Raw genomic sequence first — 26,828 nt, 5'->3', positions numbered from 1 at the left:
TAAAAAATAACCACCCATACCGAACAAAAAGCCGACAAAATTGTATACTATTTTCATGAAACTTCCGCAGTCAAGGCTGCGAAAAAAGGATTAACCAATGAAGAAGTGGCTTTTGTCCATGATGATGCTTCTGCCGACGCTGGCGCTGGCAGAGGATACGCTCGATACAGGTGATACGGCCTGGATGATGGTGTCAACAGCATTCGTACTGCTGATGACGCCGGCAGGTCTGGCACTCTTTTACGCCGGGATGACACGTTCAAAGAACGTGCTTAATACCTATGCAATGGTCATGGGTGCATTTGTCGTTGCCTTTGTGGTCTGGGTCATTGCAGGCTACTCCATCGCCTTCGGTGCAAGCGAGAGCGCAGCACTGCAGAACGTGTTCGGCGGCTTCGGCAACGTCTTCCTTTCCGGTATCAACTGGTCTGACCTGTCCGGCAGCTACCCGACCTTCGTCTTCATCGCCTTCCAGGGTACGTTCGCAGCGATCACCGTTGCGATCGCGTCCGGTTCCGCGATCGAGCGTATGAAGTTCTCCACATGGATGCTCTTCGTTGTCCTCTGGGGCCTGGTGGTCTACGCACCGATTACGCACATGGTATGGGGCGGCGACGGTGCCTACCTCTTCGATGAAGGTGCCCTTGACTTCGCCGGCGGTACGGTTGTCCACATGAACGGCGGTCTGGCCGGTCTGGTCCTGGCGATCATGCTCGGTAAACGTGCAGGTTACCCGAAATCTCCGATCAAGCCGGTGAGCATCATCCTGACTGCTGCCGGTGCAGCCCTGCTGTGGTTCGGCTGGTACGGCTTCAACGGCGGTTCCGCATTCGGCGCAAACGCTATCGCAGGTCTCGCGGTTCTGACAACAACGATCGCTACGGCAGCTGCGGGTGTCACCTGGATGCTGATCGAGTGGTTCATGTTCAAGAAACCGACCCTGCTCGGTGTCGCTTCCGGTATCGTTGCCGGTCTCGTCGCGATCACGCCGGCCGCCGGCTTCGTCGGTGTNCGCACCGATTACGCACATGGTATGGGGCGGCGACGGTGCCTACCTCTTCGATGAAGGTGCCCTTGACTTCGCCGGCGGTACGGTTGTCCACATGAACGGCGGTCTGGCCGGTCTGGTCCTGGCGATCATGCTCGGTAAACGTGCAGGTTACCCGAAATCTCCGATCAAGCCGGTGAGCATCATCCTGACTGCTGCCGGTGCAGCCCTGCTGTGGTTCGGCTGGTACGGCTTCAACGGCGGTTCCGCATTCGGCGCAAACGCTATCGCAGGTCTCGCGGTTCTGACAACAACGATCGCTACGGCAGCTGCGGGTGTCACCTGGATGCTGATCGAGTGGTTCATGTTCAAGAAACCGACCCTGCTCGGTGTCGCTTCCGGTATCGTTGCCGGTCTCGTCGCGATCACGCCGGCCGCCGGCTTCGTCGGTGTCGGCGGTGCCTTCATCGTCGGTATCGTCGGTGCACTCATCGGCTTCTTCGGTGTCGCGATCCTGAAAAAGAAACTGGGCTACGACGACAGCCTCGATGCTTTCGGTATCCACTTCCTCGCAGGTCTGTGGGGTGCGATCGCTACGGGTATCTTCGCGCTGAACGATCAGGACCTCCTCTGGGACGGTCCGCTCAAAGCAAGCGGCGACCGTATGGGTCAGCTCTTCGTCCAGTTTGAATCTGTCCTGATCGTCGGTCTGTGGACCCTGGTCGGTACGGTCATTGTCTACCTGATCTCCTCTGCGATCACCGGCGGTGCACGCGTTGACGAAGAGACGGAAACCATGGGTCTGGACGAGTCCGTCCACGGCGAGCGCGGATTTAATCTCTAATTGAACCACTTGATGTACGCCGAAGGAGCAAAGCCCCTTCGACTACGTTAACACTGGGTTCTCCTCGGCGGAGGGCCCGCGCACCCTTGGTGCTCTTGGGCTTGAAAGTGTCAAACAACTTTTAAGCAAGAGAGGAGGGTGTTACAATGCTAAGAACTAAAAAAGGACATACAGCNATTGAACCACTTGATGTACGCCGAAGGAGCAAAGCCCCTTCGACTACGTTAACACTGGGTTCTCCTCGGCGGAGGGCCCGCGCACCCTTGGTGCTCTTGGACTTGAAGGTGTCAAACATCTTCTACTTCGAGAGGAGAGGGTGTTACAATGCTTGAAACTTTTCTACGAAGAAGCCGAAAGCTTCTTTGTGCTTTAGTAGCCATAGCGGCAAGCGAAAGTGAAGCGGACTTTGTTCGGTTCGCGGCAAAAAAAGGAATTGAAATATGAAAAAAGTAGAAGCGATCATCAAGCCGTTCAAGCTTGAGGATGTGAAGGATGCACTGGCTGAGATCGGTATTACCGGTATGACGGTCAGCGAAGTGAAAGGGTACGGGCGCCAAAAAGGGCACAGCGAGCTCTACCGCGGTGCGGAGTACGTCGTTGACTTCCTGCCGAAAGTCAAAATGGAGATGGTCGTCGAAGCGGCATCGGTCGACCAGGTCGTCGATACGATCGTCGAAGCGGCCCGCACCGGCAAGATCGGTGACGGTAAGATCTTCATCAGCGATATCGAAAAGATTATCCGTATCCGTACCGGCGAATCCGGCTCCGAAGCGGTTTAAGCCTTTTGACGGCGGGGCCTCCCGCCTCTTTCCTTCCACAACACTTTCAAAAATACCTCCTTATTTTTAGCCCCTTTTCACCGTAAAACCGATAGATTGTCTCCATTATATTGCGGGGGTCAATTGTGAAATCATTAGCGGGAAAACGTGCCTTTGTCAGCGGCGCGACATCGGGAATCGGCGAGGCGTGTGCACGGCGGCTGGCCGAAGCGGGCGCGGACCTTGTGCTCCACGGGCGCAATCGGGATAGGCTGGAGATGCTGAAAGCGTCACTTTCAACGTACGGGGTCACGGTCGATACGCTTGCTTTCGATGTGCGCGACCGCAGGGCGGTCGAGGGGGCGATGGCGTCACTGCTCGAAGCGAGTGTCATCGATATCCTGATCAACAACGCGGGCCTGGCGCTGGGCCTCTCGCCCCTCGATGAAGGGGACGTCGACCAGTGGGAAGAGATGATCGATGCGAACATGAAGGGGCTGCTCTATGTCAGCCGTGCCGTCATCCCGCAGATGCGTTCGCGCAACAGCGGTCATATCCTCAATCTCGGCTCCATCGCCGGGAAGATGACCTACCCGGGCGGTAATGTCTATTGCGCCACCAAATCAGCCGTTCATGCCTTGACGGAGGCGATGAATATCGACCTGGCGGGGACGGCAGTGCGGGTCGGCAATATCGCGCCGGGGGCCGTCGAGACGAACTTCTCGACGACCCGTTTTTCCGGCGATCAGGCCCAGGCGGATGCCGTCTACGAAGGGTACGAACCGCTGCACGCCGACGATATAGCCGATCTGGCGCTCTATATGCTGCAGGCGCCGCCGCATGTCAATATCCAGGATGTGCTCATTATGCCGACGGCACAGCGCAATCCTTATGTCTTAAGCCGGAACGGGTAGGGAAGTATCTATAGCGAAAAGGTGTAAAGGGGATGCCCCTGGGGGCAGCGCGATCAGACGGCGCCGAAGAGGACTCTGCCTTCGCCGCTCTGTGCGGCTTTGACGTCGTCATAGCTTTTGTCGGAGATGCGCAGTGTCGTGGACTTGATCTCGTCGTAGACGGTGTCGATCTTTTCGCCGGCGCTCAGTTTTTTCAGATCGCCTTTGGAAAGGTCGGCATGGTCGAGCAGTTCGTTCCATACGGAGCTTTCATCCAGGGAGAAGGCGTAGAACGTGAAGCCTTCATACTCGAATTTGCCGTCGGTATCGAGGTCGGTGACGAAAAGCATGTAGAGGCCGTCGGTGGAGAGGACATCTTTGTAGCGTTCAACAAACGGTTCGAAGAAATCGAGGGTTTCCAGTTCGCAGGCGATGAAGTCGATTTTCTCGCTGTTGCTGACGAGGATCACCTGGGTAGCGGTGGCTTTCGGCGGGAGTTGTTTGTCGGCAGAGAGTACCTTGCCCGGAGTAATGACGAGGCTGCCGCGGTAGGCGTATTCGTATTTGTCCGTTTTGTCGCTGAAAGAGGCCTGCCACTGCAGGTTGTTATCGTAAATGAAACTCTGTACGGTTGACATCGTTGGTTGTCCTTGGGAAGTAAGATGACCGTAAAATTGCAAAATCGGTTCCAGTATTCTGCAGCGCTACGATTTGCATTTGTGCCGAAAAAAGAATAAACTGGATATTGTCTAGTCAGCGAAAGGGGAACGATGCAACCCGTCCGGTTCTTTACGGCACTGCGCGAAGATGCGCGGCATGCGATCGAACGTATCGTCGCCGCCGACATTGTTGTCGGTATTCCGGCCTTCTGGGCAATGGAGAGTGTCGAACACGTTATCCGTACTGTTCTGGAAGGTCTTGAAGAGCATTACCCCGACAAACGAGCACTCGTCTTCGTCGCCGACGGTGGCTCGACCGACGATACCCGGGAGGCAGCCGAACGGATCGACCCGGCCGATTATAACGTCCATATCCTGGTCAGCGTCTACCGCGGGCTTGCCGGCAAAGGCTCAGCCGTCCGCGCCATTTTCGAAGCGGCCGATTTCCTCAAAGCCGACGTTGTTGCCCTTTTCGATTCCGACCTCAAGTCGATCACACCCGACTGGGTCAAAAACGTCATCGAACCGGTCTTCGAGGGGTATGATTTCGTCGCACCGGACTACCTGAGACACAAATTTGACGGCACCATTACCAATACGATCGCCTACAACCTGACACGCGCCCTTTACGGCTACCGCATACGGCAGCCCATCGGAGGGGATTTCGGGATCTCGTCAACCATGCTCAAACGCTATCTTGAAGAGGATATCTGGGAGAGCGATGTTGCCCGTTTCGGTATCGATATCTGGCTGACGACGTTGGCGATTGTCTCTGACGCGCGTATCTGCCAGACCCGTCTGGGCGTGAAGATCCACGGTCAAAAGGATCCGGCTGCGGACCTCGGTCCGATGTTCCGGCAGGTCGTGGGAACGATCTTTACGATGCTGGAGGTCTATGCGCCGCAGTGGAAAAACGTCGAGGGGAGCGAAGAGATCCCTTTTTACGGCGACACGCCGAGTGAAGAGCCCCCGCAGATTACGATAGACACGGAGGCGCTGATTACGTATTTCAAAACGGGCTACAGCAACTTTGCTTCGTTGTGGGAATCGCAGATCGATGCGGAGGCTTTCAAGAGTGTTTCCGCACTGGCAAACCGTGAGGAGGGTGTCCCTTTCGATCTTCCGACGGAGGTGTGGGTACGGATCGTCTATCGCTACGCCCTGCTTTTCCACAATACCGAACGCCAGCGTTTCAAGATCCTCGATACGATGATCCCGCTCTATTATGCCCGCGTGGCGTCACTGGTGCAGACGCTTTGTGACAAGGACGCGCGGGAAGCGGAGGGGTACTACGAGGCACAGGCCGAAGCGTTCGAACGCGGCAAAAGTCTTCTCCGGGAAGCATGGAACAGCGAAACGGAAGAGAACAACCTGAAGGAGTATCTGACGCGTATCTGGCGCTGAGCTGCCGGAGAAGCGGATCATACAGATGTTCAAAATGCGTCTCCCCATTGAACCCTCCGTTCCCCTGCTGATACAGCGTTTTTCTGAATGATTTATATAGGAATAAGTAATTCATATTTGTATAAAAAAACAATATTTATCATACATTAAAAGTATTGTCGCTATCCTGATGTATAAAGCAGAGCGTATGTCACGGAGAGGTACGGTTTGAAACTGGTGTGCCTCTGAGACGCTATGACAGATGTTCTCTCGTGCTGTTTTTGGCAGGACTGCGAACATTTTCCGACCCGTTCCCCACCCCAATGAAAGGGAAAAGCTTATGCATCCGGATAAAGTAAAACGCGAAACGACGAAAACGTTGACGGACCTGCCGAACATCGGCCCGTCACTGGCCGGCGATCTGCGCCGGATCGGTATTAACCGTCCCGAACAGCTTGTCGGGCAGGATCCGGTGGCACTCTACGGCATACTCTGTGAGCTGACGGGTGCGGAGCAGGACCCCTGCGTTCTGGATGTCTTTATGTCGATTACGGATTTTATGAACGGGGGCGAGGCAAAAGTGTGGTGGGCCTATACGCCGCAGCGCAAGGCGATGCAGAAGGGTGAATGATTACTCTTCGCCGAAGATCCCGTAGGGTTCGGCATTGACCAGCGAGGCCGGGTCGATCTTGATCTCGTCGACAATGAGGGTATCGCGCTGGTGCGGGGGGAGGCGGAGCAGCAGGCGCTCTTTGGCCTGCGTCTCGTCCTTGGCATCGACGGGGTAGGTACGTTTTTTCGTCCCGTCGACACGGACGTTGATCAGGTAACGCATTGCTCAGCCCGCTTCGCTTTTGTAGCCGTAGGTGGAGGAGATGGAGCGCAGGCGTTCTGCCGCTTTGGTGAAGGCGTCGATGACGTAGTCGATCTCCTCTTCGGTCGTGAAGCGTGAAAGGCTCAGACGGATGGCGGTATGCGCCAGTTCCGGGTCTTCGCCGATGGCGCTCATGATCGGGTTGGCTTCGAGGGACTCGGACGCACACGCCGAACCGGTGGATGCGGCAATGCCCGCACGGTTGAGGTCCCAAAGCATCGCTTCGCCCTCGATCCCGCGCAGGGAGATGAGCACGGTGTTCGGGGTACGGTTGTCACGCGGCCCGACAATGATGGTGTCGGGGATCTTTGCCAGGGCGTCTTCGAGTTTGTCGCGCAGGCGGCGCACTTCCGTATTCATCTTATCAACGTGGCCTGCGGCCTGTTCCATCGCAAGCCCCATGCCGACGATATAGGCGACATTGAGGGTACCGGCGCGTTTACCGCCCATCTGCTCGCCGCCGTGCAGCAGGTTCGGGAGCTGTTTGCCTTTTTTGACGTAGAGCCCGCCGACCCCTTTGGGACCGTGGAACTTGTGCGCGGAGAAGGTCAGGTAGTCGACATTGACTTTTTTCAGGTCGACCGGCAGTTTACCGATAGCCTGGACGGCGTCACTGTGGAAGAGGATGTCGTTCTCTTTGGCAAAGGCGCTCACCTCTTCGACCGGGAAGATCATCCCAGTCTCATTGTTGGCCCACATCATGGAGATGAGGACGGTTTTGTCGGTGACGGCCGCTTTGATCGCCTCGGCGCTGACACCGCCGTTCTCATCAACATCGACGTAGGTGACGTCGACACCGTAGTCGCTCAGGAAGTGGAGGGTATCGAGGATACAGGGGTGCTCGACGGAGGTGGTGACGATGTGGTTCTTCTCCGGGTTTTTCAGGATATGTTTGAAGTAGATCCCCTTGAGCACGGTATTGTTGCTCTCTGTCGCACAGGAGGTGATGAGGATGTCATCTTCGTCCGGTACATTCAGGGCGTCGTACATCTTACCCATCGCTTTGTTCAGGTGCGGACGGACTTCCATCCCGTACTGGTGCAGGGAGTTCGGGTTTCCGAAGAGGTCCTCGAAAAAGGGCTGCATTTTGACTTTGACCAGGGGGTCGATCTTGGTAGTGGCATTGTTGTCGAGATAAACGCGCATTGAATGTTCCTCGTATTTTGGGTGTTAATGCCCGGTAGAATGCAAAATCTGTTCGAGAAAAGGAGCGCAAGAGTTTCCTGATGTAAAAAGGGGGATTTTTTTGTTATGACGGGTTGATCTACCGTCTACTCTGCTATAATGAATATAGTATGAAAACAAAAAATAATCTTTTTATTATATTATGTGAAATTGTAATGATCGGCATTGTCACGGTCATCTTCTACAAAGCCGGTACCCTGCACGTGAGGATGGAGCAGGAGATCCTCGATGCGAAGCAGATGCTGGTGACGGCCGATGAGCTGCGGCAGACCTCGGACGACCTGACGCATTTTGCACGGGCCTATGTCGTGACGAAGGATCCGGAGTTCAAAGCGCGCTACTTTACGACACTGGATATCCGCAACGGCCAGGCCCCGAGACCGAAAGGGTATGCGAACGTCTACTGGGACCTCTCGAAAGAGCAGCGGGAACGCAAACACCCGCTGGGAGAGAAAAAATCCATGGATGCGATTATCGCGGCACTTCCCTTCTCCCCGGAAGAAAAGGCCAGGCTGAAAACGGCGGAAGACTATTCAAATGCGCTTGTCCAACTTGAGATCGAGGCCATCAACGCCGTGGAAGGCCGTTTCAAGGATGCCGGCGGCCACTACACCGTGATGGCGGAGCCTGACCGGCAGAGGGCCATCGCACTGCTATACTCACCGGCCTATTACGAGGCCAAGCAGAAGATCATGAACCCCATCGACGATTTCCTGGGCCTGCTCAATGACAGGATCGAGGCGATATTCAATGCCCTCAACAGCAAACTTGCTTTTTTTGAATTCGTGATGTTCCTCGTCATTGTCGGTTACATTCTCATCAACCTCTTTATCTACCGCTATCTTGTCAAACGCAACATCTTTGACCGGCGAAAACTCGAGTACCTTGTGGAACAGCGTACGCAGAAACTTGAATCCTCCCAACGCAAACTGCAGGAGGCACAGAGCCTGGCGCACTTCGGCAGCTGGGAACTCAACCTTGAAACGAACCGGCTGACCTGGTCCGACGAAGTGTACAGGATTTTCGAGATCTCTCCGGATGATTACGATGTCTCCTATGCACTCTTTACGGAGTTTATCCATCCGGAAGACAGGGCGATGGTCGACAGAAACTACCAGCATTCGGTCAGTTACCATACCCCCTACAAGATCGAACACCGGCTGCTGTTGCGCGACGGAAGGATCAAGTATGTCCTGGAGAGCGGTGAGACATTTTACGACAAAAAGGGCATGCCGGTCCGCTCGATCGGGACCATCTATGATATTACGGACCGCAAACAGTATGAGCAGACCCTGCAGGAGCGCGAAGCGCTGTTGAGCGCGGTCGTGGAAGAGAGCATGGACGGGATCAGCCTGGTGGATGACGAGGGGCACTACATCATGGTCAACAACGCCTATACGCAACTCGTAGGGTATACGAAAGAGGAGTTGAGCCGGATGCATGTCTATGACCTTCTGCCGCAGGAACAGACGCCGGATATGTTTCCCAAGATCACAGAGACACGTCAAGCCTCCCGGCGCGAGATACAGATGCGGCGAAAGGACGGCAGTGTTTTCCTCGCGGAAGTGTCCGCTTCCCCCATCATCATCGGGGAGGCGGAGCGTATGCTCGGGATCGTTCGCGATGTGACCGAATACCGGCGGATGGAGCGGGCGCTGGAGTACTCAGCGCGGCACGATGCGCTGACCGGGCTTTACAACCGTCATGTCCTGGAAAAACAGTTGCAGACCGAGGTCGGCCGGGCGGAACGTTACGAGCATCCGCTCTCGCTCTTTATGCTCGACATCGATCATTTCAAGAAGATCAACGATACCTACGGACATCATGTCGGGGATATGGCGCTGCGCAAAGTCGCGGGGGTGTTGAAACATACGGTGCGTCAAACCGATTTTGCCGCCCGGTACGGCGGGGAGGAGTTCGTGATCATCCTTCCCGAGACGACCCACGAGAAGGCGATGGAACTGGCAGAGCGTCTGCGCAGCGAGATCGCCGCGGAACCGTATATGACCAGTGCGGAAGGTTCGTTCTCCCTGACGGTGAGCCTCGGGGTCTCCAGTCTCTCGGCGCATATCGATACCGACGCCAAACTCCTCGAGGCCGCGGATGCCGCGATGTATGTGGCCAAAAAAACCGGCCGAAACCGTGTCGTGTCGGCTTAACTGTTTGAGGGATCGGTAACCAGATCGAAGCCGTGATGCATCGGCGATTTCAGTGCATCAGGAGGGGTTACCTCGCACTGAGACGCGTAAAGAGTTTTTTGTCTTCCATGATACGTCCGGCACCCAGAGCGATCTCGAGGAGCGGGTCACGGCTGAGAATGGTTTTGAAACCAAGCGCATTTTCAATGTCGCTCCCCAGCCCATCGAGGAGTGCGCTGCCTCCGGTCAAGTAGAGGCCGTTGTCGCGTAGACGGGGGGCGAAATCCGCAGGGAGGGTGCGTGTGAATGCCTGCACGAAGCGGAGGAGGCGGCGGACGCCGGGTTTCAGGGCTTCACGTACGTCACTCAAGGGAATCTGAAGGGCATGGGGAAGGGCGTTGTCCCGGTTGAGGGCATGGACCTCTACCGCCATGGTCGTACGAGGGCGGGAAAGCTGAAATTTCAGGAATTCCGCTTCATGCGAGGAGATACGTTCACGGTGTACGCTGTCGAAATAGTGGATGATGGCCTGTTCGAAATCCCATCCGGCGGAGCGCACGGAGTGCGATGCGACGATGCCGCCGCAGCTCAGCAGCGAGATCTCGGTGACGCCGCTGCCGATATCGAGCAGCAGGGCACCGTCGGGGGAGTGGAAGTCGATACCGGCACCTACGGCGGCCGAGTAGGGGTCTTTGATCATCACGACGCTGCTCGCCCCGCTTTGCAAGCCGGCCGATCTGACGGCATCGCGTTCGTAGGCCGTGAGATCGAAGGGCACACTGACGGCGATAGCAGGTCCGAAGACGCCGCGCTTGCGCATCAGCATATTGATCAGATGCTTTAAAAAAAGTACGGTGGCATCAAGGTCGGCGACGGCACCCTGCGAGAGCGGGCGGATGACAGGAAGGTGCGGCGGCGTTTTGCCCGACATCTTCTTGGACTCGTGTCCGATACAGACGATCTTCCCGCTGCTTTTGTTGACCGTGATACAGGTCGGCTCGTTAAAGATGATCCCACGCGAAGGTTCATAGACGATCGTGTTTTCCGTACCGAGATCGATGGCGTAGCGCCTGCGTGAAAACATGCTGATTCCTTCATGATTTGAAGGGATTGTACAGCATACCCGTAAATGTACGGCTACGTAAGCTCATGAAAAAGACGTCAGAAAAGATCGGGATGTGGAGGTTTCCCCGCGTGGGGACACGGGAAGGAGGATTACGCTTCGGCGCTCTCTTTTTCCTCTTTTTTGAAGGTATAGATCGGTTCAGCCGTCGGATCGGCGACGACCGCTTCGGTGATCGTAACGCTCTCGAGGTTTTCCCGGGAGGGACAGCTGTACTGCAGCGGCAGCATCGCTTCCTCGATGATCCCGCGCAGACCGCGGGCACCGACCCCTTTGTCGATCGCCTGCTGGGCGATCGCTTCGAGGGCTTTGTCTTCGAACTCCAGGTTGATGCCGTCCATCTCGAAGAGGGCCTGGAACTGCTTGATCAGGGCATTGTCAGGTTCCTGGAGAATCTGGACCATCTGGTCTTTGGTCAGTTCGCGCAGCTGGGCGATGACCGGGATACGCCCGATGAACTCGGGGATGATACCGTAGTGGACCAGGGCGCGCTGGTCGACTTTGAAGTCCGCCGCCATTTCGCTCTTCTGGACCTTGGCGAAGCCGACCTTGTTGGTGCGCTTGGTGTGTTTGTCCGGGACGAGGCCGACGAAGGCGCCCCCGCAGACGAAGAGGACGTGCGTCGTATCGAAGAGGACGGTCTCCGTCGTGGAGTTCTTGCGGCTCCCTTTGACCGGGACGTAGACTTCACTGCCTTCCAGGATCTTGAGCAGACCCTGCTGGACACCCTCGCCGGAGACGTCGCGGCCCATGGTCGCACTCTCGGATTTACGGGCGATCTTGTCGATCTCGTCGATGTAGATGATCCCGCGCTGGGCCGCTTCGATGTCGTAGTTGGCCGCGGCGAGGAGGCGGGAGAGGATGCTCTCGACGTCTTCGCCGACGTACCCCGCTTCGGTCAGGGCCGTGGCATCGGCGACGGCGAAGGGGACGTTCATGATCTTCGCCAGGGATTTGGCGAGCAGCGTCTTACCGCTCCCCGTCGGTCCAAGCAGCATAATGTTCGATTTTTCCAGCTCGACATTATTGTAGACCGGGTTTTCGATCCGCTTGTAGTGGTTGTAGAGCGCGACGGCGAGGACCTTCTTCGCATCCTCCTGCCCGATGATGTACTTGTCGAGGAACTCGACGATCTTCGCGGGTTTCGGCAGCTCCTGGTGCAGTTTCTCCTGCTGCTCGTAGCGCACCTCTTTTTGGAGGATATTCGAACAGGTCGTGACACACTCGTTACAGATATTGGTGTTCTCCGAGGAAAACATTTTTTTCACTTCGCTCTGCTTACGTCCGCAGAACGAACATGTTTTTTCTTCTTTGGTACTCATCAGACTTCCTTTTTCGTAATAGCATTGAGGATCTGGTCCGCCAGACCGAATTTGATGGCATCTTCGGCGACAAAATAGTTGTCCCGGTCACTGGCCTTCTCAATGGTTTTGACCGACGCGCCGGTCGCATCGGAGAGGATCTTGTAGAGGCGCTTTTTAAGGCTGATAATGTGGTTGGCCTGGATCTCGATATCACTGGCCTGGCCCTGCGCACCGCCCAGGGGCTGGTGGATCATCACTTCGGCGTTGGGCAGCACGTAGCGGTGCCCCGGTTCGCCGCAGGTAAAGAGCACGGCGGCCATGGAGGCGACCATCCCCAGACCGTAGGTGTAGACCGGTGCGCTGATCAGCTGCATGGTGTCGAGGATGGCGAGGCCCGCCATCACCGAACCGCCCGGAGAACTGATATACATGTGGATCGGCTCTTCGGAATCTTCGGCTTCAAGATAAAGCAGCTGGGAGACGATAATCCCCATCATATGGTCATCGATCGGTTCGGTGATCATGACGACACGGTCGCCCATCAGTTTGGAAAAAAGGTCAAAATAGCGTTCGCCCCGGGGGGTTCTGTCTTTTACGGTTGGTATGTATGGCATAAGTTTCCTTTGTGTGGCTTCGCCGCGTCATCCCGCTAAGCGATCGCTCGAGATTGAGTATCGTTTGCCCCGCGTGGGGCAGGTGTTGATATTAGATAAAGGCCTCTGTAAAGGCTTCGAGAGTCATCTCGATCAGTTCGAGGTTGTGTTTTTCAACGAACTTTTTCTCTTTTTTGCCGAGCTCCTGGTCGGTAATGAAGTAACCGCCCTCAAGATCGTGCGTCAGTTCGTTGGCGACCATCCGGTCGGTATCGCGGTCGAAATAGGTTCCCATGAAGAGGTACTTTTTCGTCTTGCGGTAGGTTTTGAGCACGGACGGGACGGCAAACCCGCCCATCGCCTCGGTGAGCCAGTCGACGTAGTCGGCGTCGGAGATGACGAAGCTCGGATCCGGCAGCGGGGAGCCCATCGGCTTGAAGATGATCTTCTGGGCATCGTCGAGGGCCTCTTCATCCACCTGGAAGTACTTCTTGTTCTCGACATCCCACTCGTAGATCTCGTAGCGGTAGTCGTTGTCGAGGATACGGGACTTCCCGATGATCAGCGTATGCGGCTCGAACGCGAGCATCTCCTGCAGTTTGGCATCGCGGTTGGTGTCGATGATGTAGCGCGGCGACATGTTGAGGATCGCTTTGTGCAGCGGGGTCGGTTCGAACTCCTTGGTGTAGATCCAGTTGGTCATCTGCTGGATATAGTCGACGCCGCGGCGCTGCTCAAGGTGCATGGCGGCACGGGAGTATTCGAACATCAGTCGCGGGCTCATGGCACGGCCGTTGTTCATCATCAGGATCATACTGTCCGAATCAAAGGGCATCTGTTCGCCCTCTTTGGTGGTGATCCCTTTGAAGATTCCCAGTCCGAAGTAGGGGACGGTTGTCTGGTTGCGGATCTCTTTCTTGATCGTTTCGATCAGTTCACTGTAGTTTTTGGTCTCTGTTGTCGTCATTGTTTCGCTCATTAGTGGCATCCTTTTCCGGTATAGCATTCCTGCGCAGCGTAGATTTTCCGTACGGCCGTTTCGGCGTTGAACGGATCGTTCAGGTTTGTGGCAAATTCATCATAAAAGAGTGCACCATCCTTGGAGATGATGAACAGGGCTTTTGTCAGCTCCCCCTCGAGGGGCTCTCCGCTGAGGCGTACACCGTACCAGTCGGCAAACTCTTCGTCGCTGTCAAGCAGGAAACGGAAGCCGTCGACCTTCGGGTCCTCGTGGGCGGTTGCCGCGACGATCAGCGATGCATCGACGCCGTCGCCTTCGGGGAGTGCCTGGCCGATGCTCTGCAGCTCGGCGATGAGCGCCTCGTCAATAAAGGGGGCCGTAACGATCAGCTGGGTCTTCCCGTCCTGTCCCCCGACGGTCTGTGCCGTCCCTTCCGGGGTTTTGAGCGTGACCTGTTCGGACGCGTATCCGATATCAAGCGGCAGCTCTTCAAGACGCATAGTAGACGTGTTCAACTGTATTTGCAAGCGAAGCTCCTATGATGAAATTTTTGATGGCGTTCTCCGTCGTGCGGATGACGGAGGGGAATTTGAACAGGTGGATCCCGCCGTTGGTCAATGCCCGCTTGGTGTTGTCGCAGAAACGGTCGGCCAGCAGGTAGCTGCAGCCGCCGAGGACTTCGAGCAGGGCGTAGTGTTCGGTGATGTGGCGGATGTCCTTTTGACGCTCTTCGTCACAGGTGCACTGTGTCGAAGAGGTGTCAAAGAGACCGCATGCGGTTTTGCACCACGGGTTCATCTCAACGCTCAGCAGTGAGATACCGACCCGGCTTTTTTCCATGACGATTTCATAGATGCCGAATTTCGGGGCGGTGGAAGGGTTATCGCGATAGAGCTCAAGCTGTTGACTGAACGGGACAGCGATCTTCATAGGTTTTCCTTTACCGTCGCCCGGAAACAGGCGTACTTGCAGCCCAAATTGCAAGATGCGTTCCAGTCGGGGGTTCCCCGCCCACCGGGGCTTTGACGGAAATGCGCCTTTATGTATGAGATGCTATTTAATAATGTTGCAGTGCACTGTGGTGGGGGAGGAGGGGACAAAATTGTCGAGATTGTCGGTGGTGGTAGCCCACTGACGCGGAAAAGGGCTGGAATAGGGTTTGCAACATTGGCAGCAGAATATGATTGTAGCTACATGATGCAAGGTCAGGTTCGTCACACCTATACATCTATTAAAGGAGCTAAAATGAGCTGCGGTTCAAGCCCAACAGAATCAGCATTGCCAGCTGATATTGCAGAAAAGGTCCACGATCACCCATGTTACTCTGAAGGAGCCCACCACCACTACGCACGTATTCACGTTGCTGTTGCACCTGCATGTAATATCCAGTGTAACTACTGTAACCGTAAATACGACTGTTCCAACGAGAGCCGTCCGGGAGTTACAAGTGAACGCCTGACACCGGAAGAATCCGTTAAGAAGGTGATGTTCGTCGGCGGTGAAGTTCAGCGTATGAGTGTTCTTGGTATCGCCGGTCCGGGAGACGCCCTTGCGAATCCGGAAAAAACATTCAAGACATTCGAAATGGTCCGCGAAAAAGCGCCCGACCTGAAACTGTGTCTCTCTACGAACGGTCTCGCCCTGCCGGACTTCGTTGATGAAATGGTCAAATACGACATCGACCACATTACGGTCACGATCAACTCTGTCGACGAAACAGGTGAGATCGGTTCGAAGATCTATCCGTGGATCTACCACAACAACAAACGTATCTACGGTAAAGAAGCGGCACGCATCCTGCTCGAGAAGCAACTCGAAGGTATGGCAAAGTGTGTTGAGCACGGTATCCTCATCAAAGCGAACTCCGTTCTGATCCCGGGTATCAACGACAAGCACCTGCCGGAAGTTTCCAAGAAACTCAAAGAGATCGGTGTCTTCCTCCACAACATCATGCCGATCATCTCCGAGCCGGAATTCGGTACGAAATTCGCCCTCGACGGTGTACCGTCCGCGACGGATCAGCAGCAGATGGAAGTCCAGGAAGCGTGCGGTATGGATATGAAACTGATGCAGCACTGCCGCCAGTGCCGCGCCGATGCCGTCGGTCTGATCGGTGAAGACCGCGGTGCGGAATTCACGAAAGAACGTTTCGCTGAAATGAGCTTCGACGCCCTCGAAGACCACTACAACGTTGAAGGCCGTAAAGAGGCCCACGCCAAGATCGAAGAGTTCCGCTTCTTCCTTGACAGAGCGAATGAGCGTGTCCGTAAAGAGAAAGCAGACCTCAGTTCTGACGGTCAGACGATCCTTGTTGCCGTTACGACAGCGGGCGAAGGGATGATCAACCAGCACTTCGGTTCGGTCAAAGAGTTCCTCATCTATGAAGCAGGCGACCTCGGTATCCGCTTCATCCACCACCGCAAACTCGACTACGAGTACTGCGCAGGTCCGGACGGTACGAATCCGATCGATGCGATTATCGACAAACTCAAAGACTGTAAACTGATCCTCACGGCGAAGATCGGCGGTTGTCCGCAGGATGACCTCAAAGCAGCGGGCCTCGTTGCCGACATGAGCTACGCGTATCAGCCGATGGAAGCTTCCGTCCTGAAAGCAACGCGTAAATACTTCAATCTCCCCGAGGAGATGGAAGCGAACTGAGCAATCGCTGTATCCCCGCCTCGGCGGGCAGCAGCGCCAGGCCGCTAATAAGCAGACAAATGCTTTCGCATTTGCGTCGGATGAGACGAATTGACGAAGGTGAAGGATGGAAATGGCTTATATCAACGACACGACGTTACGTGACGGTGAGCAGGCGCCCTATGTGGCGTTCAACACCGCTGAAAAGATAGCGATCGCCCGTGCGCTTGATGCGTGCGGCGCCGATGAACTCGAGATCGGCATTCCCGCGATGGGAACGCGCGAACAGGAGGATATCCGTGAACTTCAGGCCCTGGGGCTTGGGGCGCGGATGATGACCTGGAACCGTGCGACGATGCGCGATCTGGAGGCGTCACTTGATTGCGGCGTGTCGGCCGTTGACCTCTCCATCCCCGTTTCGGATATTCTGATCGACGTCAAGTTCGGCGGTGACAAGGAACGGATGCTTTCGCAACTCGAGGCAGTCATTTTGGCCGCGAAACGCGAAGGACTCTATGTCTGCATCGGAGCCGAAGACAGCTCCCGTGCCGACCTCGCCTTTATCGCCGAAGTGATGCAGCTGGGCCATACGCTCGGCGCTGACCGTTTCCGCTACTGCGACACTGTCGGGATTCTGACACCGACACGTACCTATGACGCCATTAAGGCATTGGTTTCCCTCAATCTCCTTCCGATCGAAATGCACACGCACAATGATTTCGGTCTCGCCAATGCCAATGCGCTCAGCGGACTCGATGCCGGTGCACAGAGCGTCAATACGACGGTCATCGGTCTGGGCGAACGCGCAGGCAACGCTTCGTTTGAACAGATCTCGATGGCGCTGAAACACCTTTACGGCGATGCCCGCCACATCGACGCGATGCAGATGCGTTCGCTCATCGGCATCGTCGCCGAGGCGGCGGGCGTGACTATTGCGCCGAACGCCCCCATTGTCGGGGAGCGCCTTTTTGCCCACGAGAGCGGTATTCATGCCGACGGCATGATGAAAAACAGCCGCGCCTACGAACCCTTTGATGCCGAAGAGGTCGGGGGGCTTCGCGCCTTCCCCATCGGCAAACATTCGGGGACCGGCACGGTCATGTACCATCTCAAACAGCTCGGTATCACTGCCGAAAAGAGTGCGCTGCACTCACTGCTGCCACGGATCCGCGAAATCGTCACGTCACGAAAGCAGGTCCTTGACGACATGGAGCTCGTATCTCTTTACAGGCAGAGCCAATGTTCATAGGATGGCTTAAATTCGCAGACGTCAGTGAACTGGTCAAGATTGCCGATACCGTCGGCTGGCTTGCTGACGGCTACCATATCAAACTGATGATGATGCACTCGCCGCATCTGTGTTACGGTGCCTATGAAGAGGGCAAACTTGTCGGGGCGATCATGGCTATCGGCTTTTCCGAGACGGCACAGATGAAGTATTTCATGGTGCGTCCGGAGTACCAGAAGAAGGGAATCGGCAAACGCCTGTTCCAGACGCTGCTGGGGGTACTGGAGAACGATTTCCGCAAGATCTATCTCCATGCCAACCCGGACCTCGTGCCGTTCTTTGAAGCCCACGGTTTCGAATCGAACATGGAGGTGGGCCGTTTTATCAATGTCGGCAAGGTGCCACCGTTCAACTTTACCAACGCCCACGCCAAGGAACTGGACGGCGGCAACTTCGAGTCGGCCATCTCCGTCATCGACCATGAGACCTTCGGCGAAAACCGCCTGGAGTTCCTCCTGGACGAGATGGAGCGCACCAGTTCGCTCAAGTTCACGCTGCCCAATGCCTTTCAGCACTCCAGCGTCGTGAACGCCCGCCACGTCTACCTTGGCCCCTGGCAGGTTCGCGAAGGGCATGAGGACGAAGCGGAGAAGATGATGAAAGGGGTCCTCTATTTCCGGGGGCTCAAAAAGGTCTTTGCCGACGTCCCCCTCGGGGTGAAGCCGGTCGTGGATCTTTATGAGAAGTACCACTTCAAACAGCAACAGAAGTTCGTCCATATGAGCAAGGGCGGCAACTCGGTTAAGTTCGAGAACATTTACGCATTTTCACTTTAAAGGAGCCCGAAATGTGTTTACTGCAGATGAAAGTCGGTGAGATAGCAGCGGTCGATGCCCTCAACGTCAATGCCGCGCTTCGCGCCCGGCTGATCGCGATGGGGCTGACCAAGGACGCCCGTATCTGCGTCAAACACTACGGCTGGTTCAAAAGCACCGTCCAGGTGATGATCAACCGTACCCTGGTCGGCCTCCGCAAGGATGAAGCCGCCCTGATCGAGGTTCACAAGGTGGCCTGAGGGCCCCTTTGCAAAGACGATTTCGGTCGTGTTTGCAGAGGGGCCCGAACCACCTCGAACAAGGAGATAGAATGTCAGCTGATGCTAAAGAACTGAAAAAAGAGTTGGCCAAGCGCAAACGTCTGGCGGTCGAGATCGCGTCTGAGATCCATGATATCGTTGAAGATACGCTCTGGACCGACTACGTCAAAATGCCGGAACTGAGTGAAAAACTTCGCGTTGCCGTCGAAGAAGCCAACACGTTCAAGACTGAAAACGGTCTTTGATCCCTCCCGCCCAGGACTCCCGTCCCGCGGAGGATTATGATGCGCACTAAAGAAGAGATCCTGCAGATGGAGATCTGCGAATGCGGCGAAAAAAACGTGGCCGAGGCCATCGACATCTTTCAAAACACCTCCCTTCCCTTTAAAAAAGCAAAAAAACTCGTGACCGAATGCAATAAGAGCTGTTGCCGTGCGGCGCTGGTAAAATTGTACGACATGAACCAGTTCGGTACCTATGATTTTGAAGAGATCGAACACCTGATTGAACAGCGCCTCGAGCGGATACGCCGCCTGGCGGAAGGAGCGTGACAATGTCCGAACCGCAATGGGAGACCCTGCGCACCTGGCTGATGGAACAGCGGGCTATTTCATCGGAGATCAAAACCCCCGCGGAGGTGAAGCGCCTCGATCTGAGCAACCGCGGGTTGCAGCAGCTGCCTGAAGCATTCGGTCTGCTGCGCGAACTGGTCGCGGTGAACCTGGGCAACAACAAACTCTCCTCCCTGCCCGAATCCATGGCGTCGATGACGAAACTGAGCAACGTCGATCTGCGTCGCAACGCCTTTACAGCCGTTCCTGCCCTCCTGGGAGCGCTCCCCGTCCGTTCGCTCAACCTCAGCGGCAACCGCATCAGCGAAGTCTCCGAACTGACCCGGTTCACCATGCTGCGGGTTCTCGATCTCAGCGGCAACGTCCTCGAAGGCTTCGCCGACTGCCTGAGTGTCCCCAACGAGATTCGCACCCTCAACCTCTCGACCAACTATATTAAAGAGCTTTCCGGGATGCTGGCGCAGCTCACGTCGGTCGAGCGGCTGAACCTGGAGGGGAACCTGATCACAAGCATCCCCCCGGAAGCGGCCTACCTCAGTTCCCTGCTGGAGCTGGACCTCTCCGACAACCGTATCGAGACGATTGATCCAGCCTTTTTTACCCTCGGGGTCGAATCGGTCAACCTCGCTTCGAACCGTATCAACCACATGACGCTGCACGGCCTGGAAGAGCTCGAGGTACTGACACTCGATGACAATTATCTCAGAACGCTGGAGATCGTGGATGATTTCGCCCCTTACCTGCGGGCGTTCTCCTGCGACGGCTGCGGACTGACGGCCTTCCCGATACTGCCGTCGACTGTCCTGGGGTCACTGTGCTACTCCTCCAACGCCATCGCCGAGGTGCCCGAATCGATCAGCCGCTATACGGAGCTGTACGAACTCGACATCGACGGCAACGCCATCGTCGACCTTCCCGAGGAGCTGGCAAACATGAAAAGCCTGAATTCCCTCTATATCGGCGACAACCCGCTCAACGAGCATGCGAAGCTTGTCATCGAAGTGCTCCACCCGGAGATCTGCGACATCAATATGAAGACCGGGATCACCATTGAGCCGGCAACGCAGGAGGATCTGCCGCATATGGCGGGGCTGCTGGGGGTGCTTTTTGCGATCGAACAGGACTTCGAGATCGACTTCGACAAGCAGCTCTCGGGGATTACGAAGCTTTACGCCCACGAAGGGACCGACCTGCTGGTCGCACGCCACGAGGGCAAGGTTGTCGGCATGCTGACAATGCAGCGCCTCATCTCCAGTGCCGAAGGGGACTTTGTCGGGCAGATCGAAGACCTGGTCGTTTTGCAGGAGTACCGCAAGATGGGCGTGGGCAGCCGGCTCATCAACAAAATGCGCTTTATGGCGCAGTCGTACGGCTACAAACGGATCCAGCTCGCCGCGGATATCGACAATGAAAACGCACTGCACTTCTACACCCGCCGCGGTTTCCGCCGCACCAATCTCACCGTCTTTCATTTTAAAAATAATATTTAAGCTTCAAAGCCCCAATCCAGGGGGCTTTCCGGCACTTTGTCGTATTTGCGACAATTTTTGTCCTCTTTGCGACAATTTTGAAGCTCGGGTGTCGCAGCTGATTTTGAGAATTCCTTTCAGTAGCAAAACCCTTCAAACCCCCTTGTACAGGTACTTTGGAGCGTTTTACGACAAAATGTTGGGAGTGCTGCAAATCCTATTCTTACAATTTTGTGCATTTTTCCTGTTGTTGTCCGACTTTTTTAGAAATGTCAGGAATTGTTACTCAAAAAACCGGGAACGCATCATGCATCAACTACGGCGAAGTACATCTACAAGGAGAAAAAAATGGCTGAACTTCGTCAAATCGCATTCTATGGTAAAGGTGGGATTGGTAAATCTACTACTTCCCAAAATACTCTGGCCTCTATGGCTCACTACTTTGATAAGAACATCATGATCGTTGGTTGTGACCCGAAAGCGGACTCAACTCGTCTGATCCTTCACGAGAAAGCACAGTCTACAATTCTGCAGCTCGCTGCTGAAATGGGTACTGTTGAGGACCTCGAACTCGAAGATGCAATGAAACCGGGTGCAGGTATTTTTGCTCCTGACGCACCGGGCGGTTGGATCAACTGTACAGAGTCTGGCGGACCAGAGCCGGGTGTTGGATGTGCAGGTCGCGGTGTTATTACTGCAATTAACTTCCTCGAAGAAGAGGGTGCTTACGAAGAAGAAGGTCTTGACTTCGTTTCTTACGACGTTCTCGGTGACGTTGTTTGTGGTGGTTTCGCTATGCCGATCCGTGAAGGTAAAGCTCAGGAAATCTACATCGTTATGTCTGGTGAGATGATGGCAATGTACGCTGCTAACAACATCTCCAAAGGTATTCTGAAGTATGCAAACACTGGTGGCGTTCGCCTTGCTGGTCTGGTTTGTAACGCTCGTATGACTGACAAAGAGTATGACCTGGCAATCGCGCTGGCAAAAGACCTCGGCACTCAGATGATCCACTTCGTACCGCGTAACAACATCGTTCAGCACGCTGAACTTCGCCGTATGACGGTTGTTGAATACAGCCCGAACTCTGACCAAGCTCTTGAGTACAAAGAACTTGCTCGCAAAATCATCGCGAACGACATGAAAATCATCCCGACTCCGCTCGAGATGGACGACCTCGAAGACCTTCTGATGAAATACGGTCTTGAAGAAGAGGCTGACGAAGAAAACGTTGGTAAGGCTGCAGAAGCGTAATCGCCTTTGGCTTTCCTTGGTTGAAAGATGCGTTTTCCCCTTCGGGGGAATAAAAATTCTCATAATGAAAAGAAAAAAACAGACAAAGAAGGAGAATTAATATGTTTATTCTTGGTTTCCACTTCCCGGCAGACATGGGAAATACTATCCCGGACGAAAAAGTTGTTGAAAAACTGGATAACTCAGGCGTTGATTTCAGCAGCGTCAGCGAAATTAAAATGATGATGGAAAGCCGCGAAGGCCAAAAAGAAGAGCTTTCTTATACGAACAAAGATACGTTCATGTTCAAAGCACTTGTACATTACGCTACAACGGCTGAGTCTGACTACATGATCTATACAAACCGCTATCAAATTGCAGAGCTCTCCAAGCGTCTCGATGCAGCAGACGACGAGACTATGGCCCTTTGTAAGAAATTCGACTCTATGGCTCAGTTCCGTATTACGGCAGCGTAATCAACTAAATTTATAGATTCTTTAAAAGACATAGAGGAGGATATTATGGGTCCAGAATCATTGGAAGCAAAACAGAAAGCAGCGATCGAAGAGGTACTCAAAGCGTACCCGGCTAAAGCTGCAAAAAATCGTGCTAAACACCTCGGTGTAGGTTCACCGGAGGATGAAAGCCAAAAGACGTGCGGTAACGTCCGTTCGAATAAGAAAACTGTTCCGGGTGTCATGAGCCAGCGTGGTTGTGCCTATGCCGGTTCTAAAGGTGTTGTCTGGGGTCCGGTTAAAGATATGGTTCATATCTCTCACGGTCCGATCGGTTGTGGTCAGTATTCACGTGCCGGCCGTCGTAACTACTACATCGGTACAACCGGTGTCGATACATTCGTTACGATGAACTTCTCTTCGGATTTCCAGGAAAAAGACATCGTCTTCGGCGGTGACAAGAAACTGGCTGTCTGTTTCGAAGAGATCGACGCGCTGTTCCCGCTGAACAACGGTATCACTGTCCAGTCTGAGTGTCCGATCGGTCTGATCGGTGACGACATCAACGCAACTTCTAAAGTTTATGCGAAGCAAACAGGTAACACGATCGTTCCGGTTAACTGTGAAGGTTTCCGCGGTGTTTCTCAGTCTCTGGGTCACCACATCGCGAACGACACTGTCCGTGACTACGTTTTCGACGGTAACGTTGAAACACTGGGTGACGCTATCGAGCCGACTGAGTACGACGTTGCGATCATCGGTGACTACAACATCGGTGGTGACGCATGGTCAAGCCGTATCCTTCTCGAAGAGATGGGTCTGCGTGTCACGGCTCAGTGGTCAGGTGATGCGACGCTCAAAGAAATGGCACAGACGCCGAAGGTTAAACTGAACCTCCTGCACTGCTACCGTTCTATGAACTACATCTCCCGTCACATGGAGAAAGAGTTCGGTATCCCCTGGGTTGAATACAACTTCTTCGGACCGACTCAGACGTACAAATCTCTGCGCAAAATCGCTGCATTCTTCGACGAGAAGATCCAGGCGAAATGTGAAGAGGTTATCGCGAAGTACAAGCCGATGATCGATGCGGTCGTCGACAAATACAAGCCGCGCCTCGAAGGTAAAGAAGTCATGCTGTTCGTCGGTGGTCTCCGCCCGCGTCACGTTATCGGTGCCTACGAAGACCTCGGTATGGAAGTTATCGGTACGGGTTACGAATTCGCACACGACGATGACTACAAACGTACAAAAGACGAGATCATGCGTTCAACTGTCATCTACGATGACGTTAACGAATACGAGCTCGAAGCGTTCGTCAAGAAACTTCAGCCGGACCTCGTTGCTTCTGGTATTAAAGAAAAATACGTCTTCCAGAAAATGGGTCTGCCGTATCGCCAGATGCACTCTTGGGACTACAGCGGTCCGTACCACGGATTCGACGGTTTTGCGATCTTCGCGGCCGACATGGACCTCGCGATCAACTCTCCGGTATGGGGATATAGCAAAGCACCTTGGGAAACGGAAGGAGAAGCGTAATGCAGAACGTAGATAAAATCGACAACGGTAAAAACCTTTTCCAGCATCCTGAGTACCGGGATGTCCTGGCAAACAAAAAACAGTTCGAGGGTGCCTGGGGCGCCATCGACAAAGAAAAAGTCGCCGAAGTAGCTGAGTGGACGACAACGTGGGACTACCGCGAAAAGAACCTCCAGCGTGAAGCGATCACTGTCAACCCGGCAAAAGCATGTCAGCCCCTCGGTGCTGTCATGGTTGCTCTCGGTTTCGAGAACACGATGCCGTACGTTCACGGTTCCCACGGTTGTGTTGCTTACTTCCGTTCTTACTTTACACGTCACTTCAAAGAGCCGACTCCTTGTGTTTCCGACTCCATGACAGAAGACGCGGCGGTATTCGGTGGTCTGGTCAACATGAAAGACGGTCTGAAAAACTGTGCAGCAGTTTACAAGCCGGACATGATCATGGTTTCCACAACTTGTATGGCGGAAGTCATCGGTGACGACCTCTACGCGTTCATTACAGCAGCGAAAGAGGAAGACGGTGGTGTTGACCTTCCGGAATCTTTCCCGATCCCGTATGCGCACACTCCGTCATTCGTCGGTAGCCACATTACCGGTTACGACAACATGATGCACGGTACGATGCAGCAGCTCACTGAAGGGAAGAAAACTGAAGAGGTCAAAGACCGCATCAATATCATCCCGGGCTTTGAAACGTACATCGGTTCTATCCGCGCGGTCAAAACGATCGTAGAGAAGATGGGTGCAGACTACATCATGCTTGGCGACCACTCTGATCAGTGGGACATGCCTGCAGGTGAGTACAACATGTTCGCCGGCGGTACGAAACTGGAAGATGCAGCTGACTGTATCAACTCCAAAGCGACAATCTCTCTGCAGAAATACGCGACGCCGAAAACCATGAAAATGGTTCAGAAGCGCTGGAAGTCCAAAGAGAGCACAACATGTAACCCGGTAGGCCTTAAAGGGACTGACGAGTTCATCATGAAGCTTTCCGAGCTCACCGGTAACGAAATCCCGGCAGAACTGAAGATCGAGCGCCAGCGCCTGGTCGATGCAATGCAGGATAGCTACCCATACATGCACGGTAAGAAATTCGCGATCTGGGGCGACCCTGACTTCCTGATCGGAGTTGTTTCCTTCCTGCTCGAAATGGGTGCGGAACCGACACACGTACTGTGCCACAATGCACCGCGCGGCTGGGAAGAAGAGATGCGTGCGCTTCTCGACACTTCACCGGCTAAAGACGACCTGAACGTCTGGGCAGGTAAAGACCTGTGGCACATGCGTTCATTCCTCTTTACAGAGCCTGTCGATTTCATGATCGGTAACTCTTACGGTAAAGAGCTGATGCGTGATACGGGTACACCGCTCATCTACATGGGCTTCCCGATCTTTGACCGTCACCACCTGCACCGCTACTCTCTGAGCGGTTACGAAGGTGCGCTCAACATGCTCACTCAGATCACGAACAAAGTTCTTGATCAGCTCGACGAAGAGACGAAGGGTATCGCTACGACGGACTACTTCTTCGACCTTATCCGCTAAATCTCTTCCCCCGGGGAGAGGGATACCTGTTTTTTTTGAGTTTCGCCGCGGCCCCACGGCCGGTTCGGACCGCTGGGGCGGCACCGGGGCGTCTTCTTCGGACCCCCGACTTTCTCTCTCCTCAATTCATGTTGCTCCCTTCGGGGAGCGCTCTTTCACTCATCTTTCAAGTACGATTTTTGCATAAGTTGCGGAAAAAAGGACCCACGAATGGCCGTTTCCGACAAGATCAAGGAAAATCTGATGAAAGAGATCTACACCAACATCGACAAGCTTTACGACTTTATGGAGCAGCACTACGCGCTCAGCGATGAACACCACGACCTCGTCATCCGGGAACTCAACAAACTCAAAGACCAGTTCTACCTGATCTCCAGCAACAGCAAACTCTCCTAGGAACACTCCCATGCCTGCGCAGTACCACGTCGTCGTCGAAAAGCTCTGCAGCTGCGCGCAAAAAAGGGATCTCGAGCAGATTCGAAGCTTCTACAGCCGCGAAGAGGCGGAGGAGCACGCGTACGAATGGGCGGATACCCTCAATAACAGCTTTTGCGGCAAACACGGCTTCGACGTCAAAGAGACGGGCGACAACTTTGTCATCTCCGTCGAAGAGGGCGGTTTTGTCGAAGCGTGCGAGCTTTATTAGCGGCAGTGTTTTTACCGCTCATTCACGATATTAAATGCTTTTTCTGATAACATAAAGCCCTTCAAGGGGCTTACGCCCAAGTGAAACAAGGATGATCCGAGGAGTCAATGTGATGGAAAACCAACCGAATACGGAAGCGGAAACGAGCGAAGAGGCGCCGGCGGCGTCTGAACAGGAGCATACGGCGGGCATCCATTATGATGACGCGATGCTGGGCGCTTTTGTCCAGAAACCGGAGAAGTTCGCGTGGTACAAACGCACCTTCGCCAAGTTCAATCAAAACGGCGTCGACAGCTTTGCCTGGAGCTGGTCCTGGTGGGCTTTCTTCGTCACCTTCTGGTTCCTGCTCTACCGCAAAGCCTACCTGGCGGCCATAGGCTACTTCGGTGCCGCGATACTCTTCTCGTTCCTGCCTTTGGGCATTATCGGTACACTGCTCTTCATGATCATCGCGGGGGGGACCGCCCCCTATTTTGTCTATAAGAACTACCGGGAGCTGCAGCGCAGAGCAGAAGCCGCCTCGACGGATACCCAGGTACGCATCGCGACGATGCAGCAGCTCGGAGGCTACCACACCTGGGTCATCGTCGTGGCGGCCATCATCAATCTGCTGATCTTCCTCGGTGTTATGCTGGGGGTCCTGGCGCTCGGCGTCGTGCTGACCGGCACCGGCCAGGGATAATACCGCGTGGAAAAG

Annotated in this window: 29 protein-coding genes and 1 pseudogene; 21 read left to right on the top strand and 9 right to left on the bottom strand. The window is 54.6% G+C overall.

Going from position 1 to position 26,828, the window contains the following annotated elements; translation table 11 throughout:
- Window positions 1–118: 118 nt before the first annotated feature.
- The 4 genes and pseudogenes from ACXWTF_RS08455 to ACXWTF_RS08440 all read left to right on the top strand — a co-directional run.
- Window positions 119–1,006 (top strand): annotated as a pseudogene (locus ACXWTF_RS08455) (ammonium transporter); the annotation flags it as partial.
- Window positions 1,007–1,028: 22 nt separating this feature from the next.
- Entirely contained in the window at window positions 1,029–1,832 is an 804-nt protein-coding gene (locus ACXWTF_RS08450; RefSeq protein ID WP_461714580.1) for an ammonium transporter, read from the top strand.
- Window positions 1,833–2,272: 440 nt separating this feature from the next.
- On the top strand, window positions 2,273–2,611 hold the full coding sequence (locus ACXWTF_RS08445) for a P-II family nitrogen regulator (protein WP_231018425.1): 339 nt from the start codon (window positions 2,273–2,275) through the stop codon (window positions 2,609–2,611).
- A 125-nt stretch (window positions 2,612–2,736) separates the two neighbouring features.
- Complete coding sequence (locus tag ACXWTF_RS08440) at window positions 2,737–3,504, top strand: SDR family NAD(P)-dependent oxidoreductase (RefSeq protein WP_461714558.1); 768 nt, start codon at window positions 2,737–2,739, stop codon at window positions 3,502–3,504.
- A gap of 53 nt (window positions 3,505–3,557) precedes the next feature.
- Here the strand turns inward: ACXWTF_RS08440 and ACXWTF_RS08435 are convergent, their stop codons facing one another.
- Entirely contained in the window at window positions 3,558–4,121 is a 564-nt protein-coding gene (locus ACXWTF_RS08435; protein ID WP_461714557.1) for a hypothetical protein, read from the bottom strand.
- Between the two features lie 132 nt (window positions 4,122–4,253).
- Between ACXWTF_RS08435 and ACXWTF_RS08430 the strand changes: the two genes are divergently transcribed.
- A complete protein-coding gene (locus tag ACXWTF_RS08430; RefSeq protein WP_461714556.1) occupies window positions 4,254–5,546 on the top strand; it encodes a glycosyltransferase in 1,293 nt (430 codons plus the stop codon).
- A gap of 319 nt (window positions 5,547–5,865) precedes the next feature.
- Window positions 5,866–6,156, top strand: a complete 291-nt coding sequence (locus ACXWTF_RS08425; protein WP_461714555.1) for a helix-hairpin-helix domain-containing protein — start codon at window positions 5,866–5,868, stop codon at window positions 6,154–6,156.
- On the opposite strand, the gene ACXWTF_RS08420 is transcribed toward ACXWTF_RS08425, so the two are convergent.
- Both ACXWTF_RS08420 and ACXWTF_RS08415 read right to left on the bottom strand, forming a co-directional pair.
- Window positions 6,157–6,360 (bottom strand): hypothetical protein, encoded by a 204-nt coding sequence (locus ACXWTF_RS08420; protein ID WP_461714554.1) that lies wholly within the window; start codon window positions 6,358–6,360, stop codon window positions 6,157–6,159.
- Window positions 6,361–6,363: 3 nt separating this feature from the next.
- Complete coding sequence (locus ACXWTF_RS08415) at window positions 6,364–7,545, bottom strand: NifS family cysteine desulfurase (RefSeq protein WP_461714553.1); 1,182 nt, start codon at window positions 7,543–7,545, stop codon at window positions 6,364–6,366.
- 194 nt (window positions 7,546–7,739) lie between these two features.
- Between ACXWTF_RS08415 and ACXWTF_RS08410 the strand changes: the two genes are divergently transcribed.
- Window positions 7,740–9,743 (top strand): GGDEF domain-containing protein, encoded by a 2,004-nt coding sequence (locus tag ACXWTF_RS08410; protein ID WP_461714552.1) that lies wholly within the window; start codon window positions 7,740–7,742, stop codon window positions 9,741–9,743.
- Window positions 9,744–9,810: 67 nt separating this feature from the next.
- Here ACXWTF_RS08410 and ACXWTF_RS08405 read toward each other — a convergent pair whose 3' ends face one another.
- From ACXWTF_RS08405 to ACXWTF_RS08380, 6 genes are all read right to left on the bottom strand, one after another.
- Window positions 9,811–10,806 (bottom strand): rod shape-determining protein, encoded by a 996-nt coding sequence (locus ACXWTF_RS08405; RefSeq protein WP_461714551.1) that lies wholly within the window; start codon window positions 10,804–10,806, stop codon window positions 9,811–9,813.
- 131 nt (window positions 10,807–10,937) lie between these two features.
- Window positions 10,938–12,167 (bottom strand): ATP-dependent Clp protease ATP-binding subunit ClpX, encoded by a 1,230-nt coding sequence (gene clpX, locus ACXWTF_RS08400; protein WP_461714550.1) that lies wholly within the window; start codon window positions 12,165–12,167, stop codon window positions 10,938–10,940.
- A complete protein-coding gene (locus tag ACXWTF_RS08395; protein WP_461714549.1) occupies window positions 12,167–12,763 on the bottom strand; it encodes a ClpP family protease in 597 nt (198 codons plus the stop codon). The genes clpX and ACXWTF_RS08395 overlap by 1 nt, the downstream gene beginning before the upstream one ends.
- A gap of 91 nt (window positions 12,764–12,854) precedes the next feature.
- Window positions 12,855–13,721 carry an SIR2 family protein gene (locus tag ACXWTF_RS08390; RefSeq protein ID WP_461714548.1) on the bottom strand — a complete coding sequence of 289 codons (867 nt, stop codon included), beginning with the start codon at window positions 13,719–13,721 and terminating at the stop codon, window positions 12,855–12,857.
- Window positions 13,721–14,203 (bottom strand): hypothetical protein, encoded by a 483-nt coding sequence (locus ACXWTF_RS08385; RefSeq protein ID WP_461714547.1) that lies wholly within the window; start codon window positions 14,201–14,203, stop codon window positions 13,721–13,723. The genes ACXWTF_RS08390 and ACXWTF_RS08385 overlap by 1 nt, the downstream gene beginning before the upstream one ends.
- On the bottom strand, window positions 14,193–14,633 hold the full coding sequence (locus ACXWTF_RS08380; RefSeq protein WP_461714546.1) for a hypothetical protein: 441 nt from the start codon (window positions 14,631–14,633) through the stop codon (window positions 14,193–14,195). Before ACXWTF_RS08380 ends, ACXWTF_RS08385 begins: the two co-directional genes overlap by 11 nt.
- Window positions 14,634–14,981: 348 nt before the next feature.
- On the opposite strand from ACXWTF_RS08380, the gene nifB reads away from it, so the two are divergent.
- The 14 genes from nifB to ACXWTF_RS08310 all read left to right on the top strand — a co-directional run bounded on the left by nifB (window position 14,982) and on the right by ACXWTF_RS08310 (window position 26,813).
- Entirely contained in the window at window positions 14,982–16,364 is a 1,383-nt protein-coding gene (nifB, locus tag ACXWTF_RS08375; RefSeq protein ID WP_461714545.1) for a nitrogenase cofactor biosynthesis protein NifB, read from the top strand.
- A 112-nt stretch (window positions 16,365–16,476) separates the two neighbouring features.
- Window positions 16,477–17,592, top strand: coding sequence for a homocitrate synthase (gene nifV, locus ACXWTF_RS08370; RefSeq protein WP_461714544.1), 1,116 nt, complete (start codon window positions 16,477–16,479; stop codon window positions 17,590–17,592).
- The gene (locus tag ACXWTF_RS08365; RefSeq protein ID WP_461714543.1) at window positions 17,583–18,407 is read left to right on the top strand and encodes a GNAT family N-acetyltransferase; all 825 of its coding nucleotides are present in this window, start codon (window positions 17,583–17,585) and stop codon (window positions 18,405–18,407) included. Before nifV ends, ACXWTF_RS08365 begins: the two co-directional genes overlap by 10 nt.
- 11 nt (window positions 18,408–18,418) lie before the next feature.
- Window positions 18,419–18,646 (top strand): FeoA family protein, encoded by a 228-nt coding sequence (locus ACXWTF_RS08360; RefSeq protein ID WP_461714542.1) that lies wholly within the window; start codon window positions 18,419–18,421, stop codon window positions 18,644–18,646.
- A 71-nt stretch (window positions 18,647–18,717) separates the two neighbouring features.
- Window positions 18,718–18,912 carry a CCE_0567 family metalloprotein gene (locus ACXWTF_RS08355; protein ID WP_231018408.1) on the top strand — a complete coding sequence of 65 codons (195 nt, stop codon included), beginning with the start codon at window positions 18,718–18,720 and terminating at the stop codon, window positions 18,910–18,912.
- A gap of 36 nt (window positions 18,913–18,948) precedes the next feature.
- The gene (locus ACXWTF_RS08350; protein ID WP_461714541.1) at window positions 18,949–19,218 is read left to right on the top strand and encodes a hypothetical protein; all 270 of its coding nucleotides are present in this window, start codon (window positions 18,949–18,951) and stop codon (window positions 19,216–19,218) included.
- 2 nt (window positions 19,219–19,220) lie between these two features.
- Window positions 19,221–20,729: a GNAT family N-acetyltransferase gene (locus ACXWTF_RS08345; RefSeq protein ID WP_461714540.1), complete on the top strand. Its 1,509-nt coding sequence runs from the start codon at window positions 19,221–19,223 to the stop codon at window positions 20,727–20,729.
- Window positions 20,730–21,056: 327 nt separating this feature from the next.
- Window positions 21,057–21,962 carry a nitrogenase iron protein gene (nifH, locus tag ACXWTF_RS08340; protein WP_461714539.1) on the top strand — a complete coding sequence of 302 codons (906 nt, stop codon included), beginning with the start codon at window positions 21,057–21,059 and terminating at the stop codon, window positions 21,960–21,962.
- Window positions 21,963–22,063: 101 nt separating this feature from the next.
- A complete protein-coding gene (locus ACXWTF_RS08335) occupies window positions 22,064–22,417 on the top strand; it encodes a hypothetical protein (protein WP_461714538.1) in 354 nt (117 codons plus the stop codon).
- 45 nt (window positions 22,418–22,462) lie between these two features.
- Complete coding sequence (nifD, locus tag ACXWTF_RS08330) at window positions 22,463–23,935, top strand: nitrogenase molybdenum-iron protein alpha chain (protein WP_461714537.1); 1,473 nt, start codon at window positions 22,463–22,465, stop codon at window positions 23,933–23,935.
- Window positions 23,935–25,485 carry a nitrogenase molybdenum-iron protein subunit beta gene (gene nifK, locus ACXWTF_RS08325; RefSeq protein ID WP_461714536.1) on the top strand — a complete coding sequence of 517 codons (1,551 nt, stop codon included), beginning with the start codon at window positions 23,935–23,937 and terminating at the stop codon, window positions 25,483–25,485. The genes nifD and nifK overlap by 1 nt, the downstream gene beginning before the upstream one ends.
- 210 nt (window positions 25,486–25,695) lie before the next feature.
- Window positions 25,696–25,881: a hypothetical protein gene (locus tag ACXWTF_RS08320; protein WP_461714535.1), complete on the top strand. Its 186-nt coding sequence runs from the start codon at window positions 25,696–25,698 to the stop codon at window positions 25,879–25,881.
- Between the two features lie 10 nt (window positions 25,882–25,891).
- Window positions 25,892–26,131 (top strand): hypothetical protein, encoded by a 240-nt coding sequence (locus tag ACXWTF_RS08315; protein ID WP_461714534.1) that lies wholly within the window; start codon window positions 25,892–25,894, stop codon window positions 26,129–26,131.
- Between the two features lie 112 nt (window positions 26,132–26,243).
- Window positions 26,244–26,813 carry a DUF2628 domain-containing protein gene (locus ACXWTF_RS08310; protein ID WP_461714533.1) on the top strand — a complete coding sequence of 190 codons (570 nt, stop codon included), beginning with the start codon at window positions 26,244–26,246 and terminating at the stop codon, window positions 26,811–26,813.
- Window positions 26,814–26,828: the final 15 nt, after the last annotated feature.

Source organism: Thiomicrolovo sp. ZZH C-3 (assembly GCF_054862725.1).
This window is presented reverse-complemented; position numbering and strand designations above follow the sequence as displayed.